Annotated in this window: 11 protein-coding genes and 1 pseudogene; 6 read left to right on the forward strand and 6 right to left on the reverse strand. The window is 49.4% G+C overall.

Going from position 1 to position 13,869, the window contains the following annotated elements; all coding sequences use genetic code 11:
* Window positions 1-2 precede the first annotated feature (2 nt).
* A complete protein-coding gene (locus ACY0JR_RS16235; RefSeq protein ID WP_462635184.1) occupies window positions 3-824 on the reverse strand; it encodes a hypothetical protein in 822 nt (273 codons plus the stop codon).
* Between the two features lie 529 nt (window positions 825-1,353).
* Between ACY0JR_RS16235 and ACY0JR_RS16240 the strand changes: the two genes are divergently transcribed.
* The 3 genes from ACY0JR_RS16240 to ypfJ all read left to right on the forward strand — a co-directional run bounded on the left by ACY0JR_RS16240 (window position 1,354) and on the right by ypfJ (window position 5,488).
* Window positions 1,354-2,475, forward strand: coding sequence for a GAF domain-containing protein (locus tag ACY0JR_RS16240; RefSeq protein ID WP_462635186.1), 1,122 nt, complete (start codon window positions 1,354-1,356; stop codon window positions 2,473-2,475).
* A gap of 424 nt (window positions 2,476-2,899) precedes the next feature.
* The gene (locus tag ACY0JR_RS16245) at window positions 2,900-3,985 is read left to right on the forward strand and encodes an ATP-binding protein (protein WP_462635187.1); all 1,086 of its coding nucleotides are present in this window, start codon (window positions 2,900-2,902) and stop codon (window positions 3,983-3,985) included.
* A 606-nt stretch (window positions 3,986-4,591) separates the two neighbouring features.
* Entirely contained in the window at window positions 4,592-5,488 is an 897-nt protein-coding gene (ypfJ, locus tag ACY0JR_RS16250; RefSeq protein ID WP_462635188.1) for a KPN_02809 family neutral zinc metallopeptidase, read from the forward strand.
* A gap of 397 nt (window positions 5,489-5,885) precedes the next feature.
* On the opposite strand, the gene ACY0JR_RS16255 is transcribed toward ypfJ, so the two are convergent.
* Window positions 5,886-6,782: a helix-turn-helix domain-containing protein gene (locus ACY0JR_RS16255; protein ID WP_462635189.1), complete on the reverse strand. Its 897-nt coding sequence runs from the start codon at window positions 6,780-6,782 to the stop codon at window positions 5,886-5,888.
* A gap of 312 nt (window positions 6,783-7,094) precedes the next feature.
* Between ACY0JR_RS16255 and ACY0JR_RS16260 the strand changes: the two are divergent.
* Together ACY0JR_RS16260 and ACY0JR_RS16265 are read left to right on the forward strand one after the other, a co-directional pair.
* Window positions 7,095-7,532: pseudogene (locus ACY0JR_RS16260) on the forward strand (alcohol dehydrogenase catalytic domain-containing protein); the annotation flags it as partial.
* Between the two features lie 15 nt (window positions 7,533-7,547).
* Window positions 7,548-8,162, forward strand: coding sequence for a zinc-binding dehydrogenase (locus ACY0JR_RS16265; protein WP_462635261.1), 615 nt, complete (start codon window positions 7,548-7,550; stop codon window positions 8,160-8,162).
* A gap of 127 nt (window positions 8,163-8,289) precedes the next feature.
* Here the strand turns inward: ACY0JR_RS16265 and ACY0JR_RS16270 are convergent, their stop codons facing one another.
* The 4 genes from ACY0JR_RS16270 to ACY0JR_RS16285 all read right to left on the reverse strand — a co-directional run bounded on the left by ACY0JR_RS16270 (window position 8,290) and on the right by ACY0JR_RS16285 (window position 13,102).
* Entirely contained in the window at window positions 8,290-9,303 is a 1,014-nt protein-coding gene (locus ACY0JR_RS16270; protein ID WP_462635190.1) for an LLM class flavin-dependent oxidoreductase, read from the reverse strand.
* A gap of 146 nt (window positions 9,304-9,449) precedes the next feature.
* Window positions 9,450-10,775, reverse strand: a complete 1,326-nt coding sequence (locus tag ACY0JR_RS16275) for an NtaA/DmoA family FMN-dependent monooxygenase (RefSeq protein ID WP_462635191.1) — start codon at window positions 10,773-10,775, stop codon at window positions 9,450-9,452.
* Window positions 10,776-10,851: 76 nt separating this feature from the next.
* On the reverse strand, window positions 10,852-12,039 hold the full coding sequence (locus tag ACY0JR_RS16280) for an LLM class flavin-dependent oxidoreductase (RefSeq protein WP_462635192.1): 1,188 nt from the start codon (window positions 12,037-12,039) through the stop codon (window positions 10,852-10,854).
* Window positions 11,957-13,102 (reverse strand): LLM class flavin-dependent oxidoreductase, encoded by a 1,146-nt coding sequence (locus tag ACY0JR_RS16285; protein ID WP_462635193.1) that lies wholly within the window; start codon window positions 13,100-13,102, stop codon window positions 11,957-11,959. The genes ACY0JR_RS16280 and ACY0JR_RS16285 overlap by 83 nt, the downstream gene beginning before the upstream one ends.
* Before the next feature lie 206 nt (window positions 13,103-13,308).
* On the opposite strand from ACY0JR_RS16285, the gene ACY0JR_RS16290 reads away from it, so the two are divergent.
* Window positions 13,309-13,659 (forward strand): winged helix-turn-helix transcriptional regulator, encoded by a 351-nt coding sequence (locus ACY0JR_RS16290; RefSeq protein WP_462635194.1) that lies wholly within the window; start codon window positions 13,309-13,311, stop codon window positions 13,657-13,659.
* Window positions 13,660-13,869: the final 210 nt, after the last annotated feature.

Consider the following 13,869-nt stretch of genomic DNA (forward strand, 5'->3'; position numbering starts at 1 on the left):
AGTTAAAAGCGAAATCCAAGGTGGATGTTACCGGGCAAGTAGAAGCGGTTTCTTGTCTCGTAGAAGGTATAGGGAGAAACCGTAGGAGTATGGAAGATGCGGTATCCCAGACCTAAGTCCGTGGAAAGGGAAAACTGTTTAGAAAACTGGTACAGAAAACCTACTTTGAAAGCCAGGGAATATAATTGAGCATTCACCCGCTTGTCTGTTGGGGTAGGGCTGTTGTAATCATAATAGTACGTCCTAAAAGATCTCACCAGAAAGGAGGGGCCCAGATAATACCTGAACTTTCCCTGCCCAGACGGATATAACTTTATTTCTAAGCCTGTTTCAAAGCGGTTATTCCTCCTGAAATCATCATAGTAAATAGCGGAGGTGCTAGACAGGTTAATGGTAAGCGGAACTTTGATGCCTATTTTCCCGGTGGCCGAGATGCGTTCATACGCGAGGGTGGCATTGGTGAAAAGAAGGTCAAACGGTGCAATCCAGAGAATATTTCGGAGGGAGTTTTGCTCGTAATTGAAAGTAACGCCCGGCTCCTCTTTTGTTAAGGCTTGGGAAGTCTTGGTCTTTTCAGTTGAAATAGAAGGTGCGAAATTCCTGATGGTACCATCCTGCATCTGAACGGAAAGAACGTCTTTGGTACTGATCTGGTAAACCAAGGTATCTGGTTGCTGGTATAGTTTGAAGCTGATGATGGTAGGCGTAATTTCCAGAATAGACGCTTTTATGACCACGCCATCAGTTCGCGTAATCAGATCCTGTGCCAAGGCAGACAGGCTGGCGAAAAGAAAGCAACATACAAGCAGGATTCCTTTTGCCATCTTCTTCACCAGTAAAGTATTTTATATTCTAATATAAAGATATTCAGGAATATAAAAAATGGTGCACCCACATTTTTGTCACCTTCAGGTTAAATTAGTGTAGATGAGTAGGTGACTTTGTAGTCAACTCAGAGTGCTTGTTAGTTGACATACACGTTGGCTCTACTTACATGAAACAATTCAAGTGCTTGGGTTGTCCGAAAGGCTAAGGAATGAGGAAAAAACGAAGCCCTGTATAAGTGAACTTTTAGCCTATGTACTACTGTAACTTCATGGAACTATAACAGAATATAGGAGCATTTGAAATTTTATAAATCAATAGTTAGCCATATTTTCGCAAAGGGAAATGTTGCTGGATCTGGAATGTGATTAATCATTGTCCTATCTAGAATACAGTCTTCAATTATGGTCTGTCTTATATAACTGTGTGAATAGGATTGAAGTGAATTTATGCTTCTATTTTAACTATTGAGTCAATCAGATATTAACAAAATTCTATTAAAGTCAAGGCGTAAATTTTTAAGGGCGTATGAATGAGCATGACCGGCTCCAGGAGTTGAATGAGTATAAGATTTTAGATACGTTACCAGAGAGGGAATTGGACGAACTAGCCGAGATTGCATCTGCTATTTTTGATACACCAGTCTCCTTGATTTCACTTGTAGATGAGAAGCGACAGTGGTTTAAAGCAGTCAAAGGGCTTGACATACGGGAGACACCCAGAACAGATGCTTTCTGCCAATACGCCCTACAAAACCCGAAGGAAGTTTTAGTAGTTGACAATCCCCTGAGCGACGATAGGTTCAAAGACAATCCACTGGTTCTAGGGAATCCTCATATCCGTTTTTATGCCGGTGCGCCTTTAGAAACTCCCCAGGGAAATGTATTGGGTACCTTATGCATCATAGACAATAAACCCCGTACAATTACAGAGGCCCAGAAAAGCGCTTTGAAGTTGCTGGCAAAAAAGGCAATGGATTATCTGGAAACCAGGAAGCGTCTGTTAGAGCAGAGTGATAAAGTTGAGCTAAGCGCAGCAAGGCTCAAACAGCTTACAGATTTGGCCCCCGGTGCCATTTTTCAGTTGGAAAAGAAGTTGGACGGCAAACTGTCTTTCTCATTCATAAGCCAGGGAATGACGGTTATACATCCAAGTCTCCAAACCGCTGATCTGCATGAAAATGCAGAGATTGCCTTCTCCGTTGTTCACCCAGATGATTTGTTAGTGGTACAGGAAAGCCTGCAGACTTCTTACCTGAATCTAACCGACTGGAGCGTGGAATACAGGGTTGTCTCAGAAGATAACAGCGTCTCCTGGCACTGGGCTAACGCAAGAATTGAGAAGAAAGAAGATGGAACTGTGGTATGGTATGGCAGCTTTCAGGATATTACCGAAAGGAAAGAATACATAAAGACCCTGGAGCAAATCTTATTTGATATTTCACACGTCATGCGCCGACCAGTGGCAAATATGCTGGGTCTGGCAGCGGCCATTGATCGGGAGAAAATAGATGAGGAAACCCTCAAAGTGTTTGCAGGACACATGAAAAGAGTTTCTGAGGAGATGGATGAATATATTAAGAAATTGAACACAGATTATAGCGAGACCAGATCAAAGGTCATGGGGCAAAGCATAACAAAAACATCATAGTTTTGTTTATTCCGCAGCCTCAACCTGAGAGTGCTCCTTTAGCCGTGTTTCTGTAAAAATACCTGAGAAACGGAAGTCACCGCTACTAATTTAAAATTTTCTCATGAGCTAGTGCAAGCTATGCCAAAAAAATCCCTTCTCTTTTCACGGAAGGGATTTTTTGTACAACGTAGGAATGGATTCACGAACCTTTCCAACTTGTTCTATCCGACTTGAATGCTTATTGGCAATAAGAGAGAGGAGTCCTACAGGCGGCTTTAGGGGGTTAGCAGAGATATGTAATTGTTAGTTAAGTGGTCCGCTCTCAGACCGACTTTCTTATATGCCTGATCCCACATTTCGGGGATTCCCCTGCGTAATAAAAGGATACGCCAAACTGGTTCACTATTCGTATATTTAACTCTGTATATACAATACCGTCACCATGGGACAACCGTCCGGCAATAAAGAGATGCAAAAAAAGCTCATCGAGTTGAACGATGAGCTGGAGAACTACTTCAACAACACCATCATTCCGCAGCTCTTCGTGGACGCCAATATGAGGCTGCGCAAATTCACCCCACCAGCAATGGTGCACTTCAGACTTTCGACCGATGACATTGGCCGGCACATTGATGCAATTTCCAACAACATCCGCTTCCCCACCATCATTGAGAATATAGAGGAGGTGATCGGGACCAGGGAGGCTCTGGAGAAGGACATCCAGACAACCGATAAAAGGTGGTACCAGATGAACATTCTGCCTTACATTATTAAAAAAGAAAACAAAACCAATGGTGTCATTATCACCTTCGTTGACATTAACGAGCGCATCGCAGTTCTTGATGGGTATGAGAAGTTGAACAAGCGGTACGAGAGCACCATTTACACCATCTCGCATGATGTGATGGGTCCGCTTTCCGTCATGGGTAGCCTGGTTAACCTATTGAAGGAAGAGCTCGGAAATAAGGAAGATACGCAGCAGGTATTGGACATGCTGGGGCGCGCTGTTGGAACCCTGCGCAGCACCGTGGCAGAGCTTACGGCCATAAAGGAGAGCGACACCGACTTTGCCAGAGAGGCGGAGAGGATCAACTTCGAAAACGTGATAGAGGATGCCCTGCTTGCCCTCAAAGACAGGATACACGAAACCGGTGCGAAGATCAGGACCGAAATAAATGAATCTGAGGTGAAGCTGCCCAGAAAGAACGTGAGAAGCGTCCTCTACAACTTGTTGAGCAACGCCATCAAGTACAGGGCCACGGGCAGAGCCCCAGAGATAGCCATCAAGGCGGTGAAGTCCGGTGAATACACGCTGCTCTCCGTCAGTGACAACGGGCGGGGCATAGAGGAGGGCCAGGAGGAGGCTATTTTTGAGCGAAACACCAGGTTGAGCAAGGAGGGGGAGGGCAGAGGACTGGGGCTCTTCATTGTGAAAAGGATGGTGGAAGATGCCGGTGGCAAGATTGAAGTAGAAAGCAAATTAGGAGAAGGCACCACCTTCAAAGTCTTTTTCAAAAGCCTGCAGTAATTTCCACTTCTAACAGAGTACCAAACCGGCCACCCTCCAGCAAGATTTTCCAATCACTCCTTTTATGTACTGCAGGGTTGTTTAGGGGCAGAGTTAGGTACAAAGACCTTTCTGAATTGTTTAACACAGTGCCGAGTAGGGGGTGAAAAATAGGAGAAAATAAGTAGAACGTAGGAGTGAATTCATCAATCAAGCCTATAAAGGTTTAGCTACCCTGAGTGACCATTTGCCCCAAAGTGAGAGCCTAATCCCAACTCGCATAAACAAGCTTCCCTGCAGTAAGTAACATAAATTCCGCCTACTTGTCCTATCGGGGGACAGACTAGGCAGAGAGGTTTTAAACCTTATTTCAAGTGGTTTATGCGATGTAAGTATGCCTCAGGCCTTGCCCACTTATAACAGTCAGCAAAGCTATACAAATTGAACCCGCCTGCTTGTACAAGGTATATGCCGGTCAGTAGGAGAAACCCCGGACGTCCTGTGAAATTACGTGCATCCAAGCGGAGTGGCCCGCCGTTAGACTGTTTGGGAATAGGAGGAGATTTCCGGTGGCAAGGTCGGGGATAATCCAACGTGCCAGTATTCACTTTATTAAAATGTATTCTCATGAAATGGCAGGGCAGAAGAAAAAGCAGCAATATAGAAGACCTTAGAGGACAAGGCGGCAGGGGTTTTGGAGGTGGCGGCATTAACCCCATGTTGCTCATTCCCTTGTTCCGGCTCCTTTTCTCCAAAGCAGGGCTGGTGATTGTGGCAGGGCTGGCATTGGTGTTCTTCCTGACAGGAACCAATCCCATCGCGCTTCTGCAGCAGTTTGTGGGGGGCGAACCGCAGTATGCGCAAACCAGCGGCAACCAGCGGAACCCAGAGGAGCAACAACTAGCGGAGCAGACAGCCACTGTGCTGGCAGATACTGAAGATGTGTGGAACAAGTTGCTGCAAGGGTATAGAGAACCTACGCTGGTGCTGTTTTCAAACCAGGTGAACTCAGCCTGCGGGCTTGCCTCTTCCGCCTCAGGCCCGTTCTACTGTCCCGGCGATGAAAAACTGTACATAGATCTTAGCTTTTTCGGCGAAATGGAAAACAAGTTGGGAGCCGAGGGGGACTTCGCGCAAGCGTATGTGGTGGGCCATGAGGTAGGGCACCATGTGCAGAAACTGACGGGTACCATGGAGCAGGTAAACGCCCTGCGGAGCCAACTATCTGAAGTAGAATACAACAAACTCATGGTGAAAGTAGAGCTTCAGGCCTATTTCTACGCCGGTGTGTGGGCGCACCATACGCAACAAGCCACAGGGTTCCTGGAGCCCGGCGACCTGGAAGAAGCCTTGAACGCAGCAAGTGCCATTGGTGATGACCGTCTGCAGAAACAGTCCACCGGGAGAGTGGTGCCAGACTCCTTCACCCACGGCACCTCGGCCCAAAGAGTTAGGTGGTTTAAGAAAGGCTTCGAGACCGGCGATGTGTCACAGGGAGATACCTTCAACGCGGCCGTGTTATAGGGTAATAGCAGTAACGGGAATGAAGGGATTTGTTCTGTAGGAGAAGATAAAGGACTGATTTATAGGCGTTTTGTAGAGAAGGCCAGTACGTTCGATGAATAGAATATAAGATATAGAACCAAAAAGCCGCTCCATGTAATTGTAGCGGCTTTTTTCAGTAGTAGACCGTAGGAATGAATTATCGAACCTTATCCACAATGATTTGATAGCCTTGGATGACTACCTAGAGTAGGAGAGGTTTAAAATTCTAAAGCAGGCTTGCTGAACATAAGAAGGGTTATCGGCTGAGTGTCTCTTATCCAGCTTTACATGAGACTCGTTATGAGTAAGCTATTTAGGATCTTAAAGCTTACCAACTAAACAGGTAATATCGGTTAATCAGGACTGCTAAGAACTGTCAATTCAAATGCCTATACTCATTAGGGGTAAGCCCCGTTTTCTGCTTGAACAGCCTGGTGAAATGCTGTTGGTACTTAAAGCCAAGTTCATTGGCTACCTCGTTGATCGTTTTGGTGCGGTCAAAAACCCTAGATTTGGCCTCATCGATCACTTTGGACTGGATATACTCCAGCGCCGTTGACCCCGTCTCCTTTTTGATGAGGTCCCCGAAGTAGTTAGGGGATAGATGCAGTTGGTCCGCGCAATAGGCTACGCTGGGCAGGCCTAGCGCCTGGGCCATGTCGGATTTGAAGTAATCCTCCAACAGGTTCTCAAACCGCACCAATATATCCTTGTTGACATTGGTCCTGGTGATGAACTGCCGGTCATAGAACCGTATGCAGTAGTTAAGGAGCAGTTCGATGTTGGAGACGATCAGCGTCTTGCTGTGCTTGTCTATGTTCTGCTCTATTTCCTCGGTGACCTTCTCCAGACTGTCCACGATTTTCCTTCTCTCCTTTTTTGAGAGGTGAAGCGCCTCGTTCACTTCGTAGGAAAAGAAGCTGTAGTCTTTGATAGCCTTGCCCAATGACGTTCCCTTGATCAGGTCCGGGTGAAAGACCAGGGCGTAGCCACTTGGAATGATCGGCACACCCCCGCTGTCCGAGCCATACACCTGGCCGGGGGAGACGAAAACCAGCGTCCCATCCTCATAGTCGTACGGCTGGCAGCCGTAGGTTAGGTCTCCGCACTTTATGTCCTTGAGAAAAACGGCATACACACCGAAATACGCCTTCATGTTGACTACCATGGGCGCCTCGTTGAACTTGACGACGCTTACCAGGGGATTCAGCGTCTCCGCGCCGACTGAGTCGTTGAACTGCCTGACAGTATCAAATCTTTCCAATTGGTCCATAACCTATAATAGTATATCCCAGATGATTCTTCCACAAATCTAGTGAACACCATGGTGAGTCTTCAGCGGTGAGAGCGGAATCAGTAAAACTGGTAAATAAATCCGTGTCCTGTATAAACCCAGTGCACATGGTCCTTCCGAAATTTGCATCATTGAAAAATGGTTAAGAGCCGTGCCCGGTACTGCTGAGGTGTTTTGAACTGGTTTAACCTCTAATGACCACTGATAGACAAGGGTTGAGAAAAGGCGCCAATTGTGACCTGCCGGGCGGGGTCTACACTCTTTTAAAATCAACACATAAAATTCATTACAATGGAAGTAACAAACATCAAAGCATTTGGCGCTGAGGCGGCGGATGCACCATTAAACCAATTGACCATTGACCGGAGAAAACCGACGTCCCATGATGTAGAGATAGAGATACTTTACTGCGGGGTCTGCCATTCAGACCTTATTATTGCGCGGAGTGAGTGGGGTCCATCCATGTACCCTTGCGTGCCGGGCCATGAAATAGTAGGTAAAGTGAAGAGCGTGGGAGGCCACGTAGGCAAGTTCAAGGTCGGTGACCTGGTGGGCGTGGGGTGTATGGTGGACTCTTGCCGGGAGTGCGAATATTGCCATGAAGGCCTGGAACAATATTGCGTGCCGGGTGCGACTTTTACCTATAATTCAGAGGATAAATATTTGCCTGGCAACCAAACGTTCGGTGGTTATGCTGAGAGTATCGTAGTCGACGAGAAATATGTTCTGCGCATACCGGAAAATATGGACCTTGCCGCCACCGCACCTCTTCTTTGCGCGGGTATTTCCACCTACTCTCCGCTCCGTCATTGGAACGTGGGTCCTGGCAAGAAAGTGGGCATCGTGGGTATTGGCGGCCTTGGGCACATGGGTATTAAGATTGCCAAAGCTATGGGAGCACAGGTAGTCGCGTTCACTACATCCGAAAGCAAATTCGCCGAAGCAAAGCATTTAGGCGCAGACGAGGTAGTGTTGTCTAAAGATCCTGAACAGATGGCTGCCTACCGGGGCAAACTGCATTTCATCCTCGATGCAGTCTCCGCTGAGCATGATATAAACGCGTACCTATCCTTACTTCGGGTAGATGGCTCACTGGCATTGGTCGGGGCACCGGCGCAGCCGCTGGCCATCTCGGCATTCAGCGTCATTGCGGGCCGAAAAAGCTTTGCGGGTTCCTCCATCGGTGGTATCGCCGAAACCCAGGAAATGCTCGACTTCTGCGGAGAGCATAACATCACCGCGGATATTGAAATGATTGACGTTCAAAACATCAACGAAGCCTATGAACGCATGCTGAAAGGGGAGGTGAAATACCGCTTCGTCATTGACATGGCGTCTTTGAAGGATAGCACCAATTAGTACTCCTTTGGCTTGCTGAAGCATCATGTAGTACAAGTGCTTCAGTGGGGTTAGGGTATCTAAGGGATTGGGCGTGGCCAGGAAGGTCACGCCCAATTTTATTTAGAAATGTAATTTTCTCCTCTTTTTATCTTCCTTCATTTAACTCTGCCATAATCTCTGCAAACAGCCTTGCGGATTTTATGCGGGATTCATGGCTGTACATGGTAGATACGGCTATAAGCTCGTTTACCTGGGTTTGGCCGAGAAACGCTTCCACCTGTTTTTTCACGGTCTCCTTGCTGCCGACAAAAGAATACTTCAGCATCTGGTGCAGGGAAGGATGCTGGAACATCTCCTTCAGGTCCTCGGTATATTCTGTAGGCGGATGCAGCGGGTCCTTGGCTCCGGTGAATACGCCCACAAACATTCTAATCAGACTGGTGAATAGCCTTTCCGCTTCCTCGTCGGTGTCTGCGATATAGACATTTACCCCCGCCATGGTATAGGGCCGTTCCAAAAATTCAGAGGGCTGGAACTCCCGGCGGTAGATCTCCAATGCCGGTATCAAGTGCGTGGAAGCGAAGTGGCTGGCGAAAGCATAGGGCAATCCTTTCTTTGCCGCCAGGTGGGCGCTGTCCGTGCTGGAACCCAGTATGTAGAGCGGCACGCCCGTGCCTTCCGCCACACTGGCCCTGACGGTTGCCTTTTTGTTCTCCGGGGAGAAGTACTGCTGGATTCTGGCCACCTCCTGGGGAAACCGTTGCGCTAGCTGCATAAAATCCGACCGTATGGCCTGCGCTGTCGCCTGGTCCGTGCCGGGTGCCCTGCCAAGGCCCAGGTCAATTCGGTTGGGGTACAGGTGGGCAAGGGTACCGAACTGCTCTGCCACGATTAGAGGAGAGTGGTTGGGCAGCATGATACCCCCTGAGCCGACCCTGATGGAAGTGGTGTTCTCGGCCACGTACCCGATGAGCAGGGAAGTGGCGCTGCTGGCGATACTGTCTGAGTTGTGGTGCTCGGCAAACCAGATGCGCTTATAGTTATTTGCCTCCGCCTCTTTCGCCAGTGCTAATGAATCGTTCAGGGTCTGCTTGATGGTGTTCCCTTGGGAGACGATGGCTAGCTCTAAAATGGAGTAGGCTGTTTTATTATTTTCCATGTTATTTTATTAACTCTTAAGCGGTTGTCACCTGGCTCTTTATTTAAATGCCGCAAAAACAATCGCGCGCGGACCTTTGGAGCTGGCAATCAATAGTAAAAACCCTTTTCGCTTTATATTGGTCCTATCCGATTCAGGTGAGGCTTTTAGTTTTTAATAATACGGGGGTCAATGCCATACTGATCCGGCACCCCCAGGTTCTCTCGCAAGGTTTTCCCTTCATACTCCCGGTGGAACAAACCACGCTCTTGTAGAATCGGGACCACTTCATTCACAAAGGCGTCAATTCCATCATCGTAGACATCGGGCAGAATCCAGAACCCATCCGCAGCTCCTGCCTCAAACCAAGCCTGCATGTGATCGGCTGCCTCCACGCCCGGACCAACGATGGACGGATGGTAATCAATAACACCGTGCGCAATGATGTCCCGCAGGCTCCAGCCTTCTTTTGCGATTTTAAGTGCATTGGCCGACCGGGGATCGTAAGGGGATTGGCGGGCAGCACTAAGCTGGTCTTTGGTGAGCGGTTTGTCTAGTTGATTGATGTCTAGTCGTATACCCAGCATGCTTTGCAGGTACACAACCCTTTGCGGAAACTCTCTCTCCTTCATCTGGATTATACGGTCCAGGGCGGTACGTCTGTCTTTGGCAATCGTGGTCATGACACCCGCAAAGAATTTGATCTCGTCAGGGTCACGCCCGTGCCGTTTTGCCGCCGCCCTGAATGCATTGCGCTGGGCGATGGCATCCTCGATGGTAAATACCGCCCCAATGACCACATTGGCAAAACGCCCGGCCAATTCGTGGGCATTGGGACTTCCCCCGGCGTGAACGATGATCGGCTGGCCCTGCTCCGATGGCGGGGTGTACAGTGGTCCGCGGGAGCCGACATACTTGCCTTGCAGGTTAATGGGAAGAACCTGGCCCTTTTTCGTGAACTCACCGGTTTCTTGGTTGTGCACCCAAGCGTCTCTTCCCCAGCTGCCCCAAAGTGCCTGAACCAATTGGACCGCCTCGTGGGCACGGCCATAGCGTTCCTCGCTTGATGGTATTGTCACCCCATAATTTGCGGCTGCATCATTCGTGCTCGATGTAACGGCGTTCCAACCCGCCCGGCCGTGGCTCATCACATCTAGGGCCTTGAATTGCCTTGCCAGGTTGTAGGGCTCGTTAAAAGTGGTAGAACCCGTGGCGAGTAAGCCTATATGTTTTGTCTCCCGGGCGATAGCCCCGAGGGTAAGCATTACGTCAAGGGTCAGTACAGGTGGCACGTTCTCAATATCTTCTAATCTGCCGAACCCGTCAGGCAAAAAGATAAAGTGTAATTTGCCGCGTTCAGCAGCCTGCGCGTGTTTTACCATCACGTCAAAATCCGTATAACTTTTGGGGTCTACTCCCGGCATACGCCAGGCTGCCTGCTGTGACCCGTAGCCACCTCCATAGGAAAGACCGATAAGCATTTTTTTATCCATATATAAAACGGTTTGTCTGTTAGGTAAGGGAAGCGATAGACTTCCTATACCATACCGAAGTTGAATTTTTTGTCTTTCAGGTGGTTTCAGTCGAGCTGGTAGCGATGCGGGGGTCGAGCCCGTACTGCGGGGGCACCCCCAGGTGTTCGCGCAGGGTCTTTCCCTCGTAGCCGTCGTGGAAGAGGCCGCGTTCACGCAGAATCGGGACGACGCGATCAACGAAATCTGCAATCTCGGTATGGAAGTCGTCAAAGTTCATCACGAATCCGTCAGCTGCCCCGGCTTCAAACCATTCCTGGAGGTAGTCGGCGGCCTGCTCGGGAGTGAAGCCGGTGAAGGGGGCAAATACGACGTACTTGATTTCCTCGGGGTCCCGGCCGGCCTGTGCTGCTGCCTCCCGCACGGTGTGGCGTATGGCTCGGTTTTGTTCTATGTAGGATGGCATTCCGATGACGAGGTTGGCGTACATGCCGGCCGCTTGCAGGCCGTAGCCACTGCTGGCGGGCATCATGATGACCGGCTGACCCTGCTCGGACGGTGGGACGGGCAGCGGGCCGCGTGCTCCGACGTGCTTTCCTTGTAGGTTGACCGGTCGTATATGGGCCGGGTTGGCGAACATCGCGGCTTGGTCGGGCTGGCCAGCCTCGTACCCCCAGCTTCCCCAAAGCGCCTGCACGATCTGCACCACTTCATGGAGACGCTCGTACTTTTTCTCCCGGGGCGGCAGGGTCTTGCCGAAGTTCGCGAAGGCCTCGGGTTCGTAGCTCGGCACGGCGTTCCATCCGGCCCGGCCCCTGCTGATGACATCCAGTGCCTTGAGCTGACGGGCCAGCAGGTAGGGCTCGGTGAAGGAGGTGGACGCCGTGCCGATCAGTCCGATCCGTACGGTCGCCTGGGCCACCGCCGAAAGGGTGATGATTGGGTCCATGTTGAACACGGGCGCTGACGTGGCCAGGTTTCCGTGCATGTAGAGACGGTCGGGCAGGAAGACGAACTGCATCCCGCCTCGTTCCGCTGTCCGTACCTGCTCCACCGTGGCATCGATGTTCGTGAAGGATCCGGGGTCCACGTGCGGCATCCGCCATGTGGCGGGGTTATTGCCAAAGTTGTTCCCCAAGACCACGCCCAAGATCATGTGCTTGTTCTCCTTCTTTATATTATTCATTCGATAATCCTTCTTTTTAAATCTTGCAGCCTGCTGAGTAAATTTCTCTGAAACCTGGCTTGGGCAACTCCAGATTTCCACGTAATGTATCAGCTTCATACTCCGTCCGGAATACGCCGCGTTCCTGCAGAATAGGCACCACCAGCTCAATAAAGTCCTTCAGGCCATGGGGATGATCCTGGCGGAGTATCAGCATATCCATGGCTCCCTGTGCATGCCACTGCTGCACCAGATCCGCGATTTTCTCGGCGGAGCCCATAAATTGGGGCCGGGGAAGACTGTTTTGGGGAGTGAACCGCAACAATTCAAGGTATTTTTCAATTGCTCCCTGTTCCGTTCTGCCCACGATTGGATTTTGTGAGACGGCCACGATGAAATCCTCCGGCTTTCTGTCCTTTTCGACTAACCTGCGCCTTACATCGTCCGCTATCCCTACCATCTCCTGCAGCGTATTGCCATGGGTGAATACCCCATCTGTATAGCTGGTGGCATGGTCAAATAAGGTAGCTGACATGCCTGCCGTGTACAGCACCGGGCGGCCCTGCACTGAACGGCTGATATTCAAGGGCCCATCCACCGAGAAATATTTCCCCCTGTAATCAATGGTATGCATTTTACGGTGATTCAGGTAGACGCCACTCTTCTTATCTCTAATGAAGGCGTCGTCCTCATAGGTATCCCACAGTCCCAGCAATATTTCCAGGAACTCTTTCTGCATGGGGTATTGGTCCTTCTTGCCTAAGTGACCACGGCTGAAATTGACCATCCCGCCTGGGTTGGAGGTAATGGCATTCAAAGACGCACGGCCTTTGCTTATTTTATCTAGTGATAGGATTTGCCGGGCAACACTGTAAGGGTCAGCGTAGGAAGTGGAGACAGTGGCCGAAAGCCCAATCTTCTTCGTGTGCATGCTCAGGGCCGACATAACAGAAACCCCCTCAAACATACTCATGTAGTGCGGAATATTGCCCGGGCCCACATGGCTCACGTCGATCAAAAATAGTGTATCAAACTTTGCCGCCTCAGCCAGTTTTGCCTGCTGGATGTAGAAATCGATGTTCTCACTGGAGTCGGCTGGTATGTCTGGATGCTGCCAGCCTACAAAGTTCCATCCCGGGCCCTCAATGATGGCGGCCAGCTTTAATTTTTTCTTATTTTCCATTTAGGTAATTGTCAATTGCTATTTCCACCCATGCAGGGACTTGTCCAAGGATAGGCAGGACTGTCAGATCTTTTCTGACTTTCCAGGTTTGGCCTCTTTTGAAGAGTTGGGCATCAGCTTGATAACCTGTTGCAAAATTACCGAAGTTTACTTTCCTTTGTATAGTACTTTCCTAAAGGAAAGCGGAATACTTTGCAAACAGACAAATGGCAGTAAAGAAAGCATGCAGTGATTGCCTCAGTACGGTAATGCCAGTGCGGGATGCGCTGGACGTGATCAACGGCAAATGGAAGCTCTCCATCATCATCTCTTTAGGGGCTGGCAACGAGCGGTTCACAGATATCCAGGAGAGTATCCCTGGTATCACTCCCAAGGTCCTGGCCAAGGAGCTGAAAGAGCTTGAGCAGCACCAACTGATCAAGAGAGTTATCATAGAAGATTACCCGATAAAGATCACCTACAAGCTGGAGGAATACGCGGACACATTAAGCCCTATCATCTATGCCTTAAAGGACTGGGGGCTCAACCACCGCAAGAGAATTTTCAGCAAGGGGTAAGCTTACAGCTTAGATAGCCATCTCTCAAATTGTATCTATAGGATGTTTATGTAAAGGTATTCGTCAGATACTTTATATTGGTTGATTGCCCGGGATGTGAGCACTACTTAGGTAATTGACAAAGTATCTTACTTCGGGATAATCCTTGTTTCAAATACTCTATCCTCTGCTTGCCTGCGCAGTTTACCACGCCTATATTCACTTCAGTTC

The organism is Rufibacter sp. JT3400010 (assembly GCF_054956755.1).

Excerpts from the sequence above, each read along its gene's own strand:
- ACY0JR_RS16235 (WP_462635184.1), bottom strand. The coding sequence starts at position 824 with ATGGCAAAAGGAATCCTGCTTGTATGTTGCTTTCTTTTCGCCAGCCTG.
- ACY0JR_RS16245 (WP_462635187.1), top strand. The coding sequence starts at position 2,900 with ATGGGACAACCGTCCGGCAATAAAGAGATGCAAAAAAAGCTCATCGAG.
- ACY0JR_RS16285 (WP_462635193.1), bottom strand. The coding sequence starts at position 13,102 with ATGGAAAATAAGAAAAAATTAAAGCTGGCCGCCATCATTGAGGGCCCG.
- ACY0JR_RS16255 (WP_462635189.1), bottom strand. The coding sequence starts at position 6,782 with ATGGACCAATTGGAAAGATTTGATACTGTCAGGCAGTTCAACGACTCA.
- ACY0JR_RS16280 (WP_462635192.1), bottom strand. The coding sequence starts at position 12,039 with ATGAAGCTGATACATTACGTGGAAATCTGGAGTTGCCCAAGCCAGGTT.
- ACY0JR_RS16265 (WP_462635261.1), top strand. The coding sequence starts at position 7,548 with ATGGACCTTGCCGCCACCGCACCTCTTCTTTGCGCGGGTATTTCCACC.
- ACY0JR_RS16240 (WP_462635186.1), top strand. The coding sequence starts at position 1,354 with ATGAATGAGCATGACCGGCTCCAGGAGTTGAATGAGTATAAGATTTTA.
- ACY0JR_RS16275 (WP_462635191.1), bottom strand. The coding sequence starts at position 10,775 with ATGGATAAAAAAATGCTTATCGGTCTTTCCTATGGAGGTGGCTACGGG.
- ACY0JR_RS16290 (WP_462635194.1), top strand. The coding sequence starts at position 13,309 with ATGGCAGTAAAGAAAGCATGCAGTGATTGCCTCAGTACGGTAATGCCA.
- ypfJ (WP_462635188.1), top strand. The coding sequence starts at position 4,592 with ATGAAATGGCAGGGCAGAAGAAAAAGCAGCAATATAGAAGACCTTAGA.
- ACY0JR_RS16270 (WP_462635190.1), bottom strand. The coding sequence starts at position 9,303 with ATGGAAAATAATAAAACAGCCTACTCCATTTTAGAGCTAGCCATCGTC.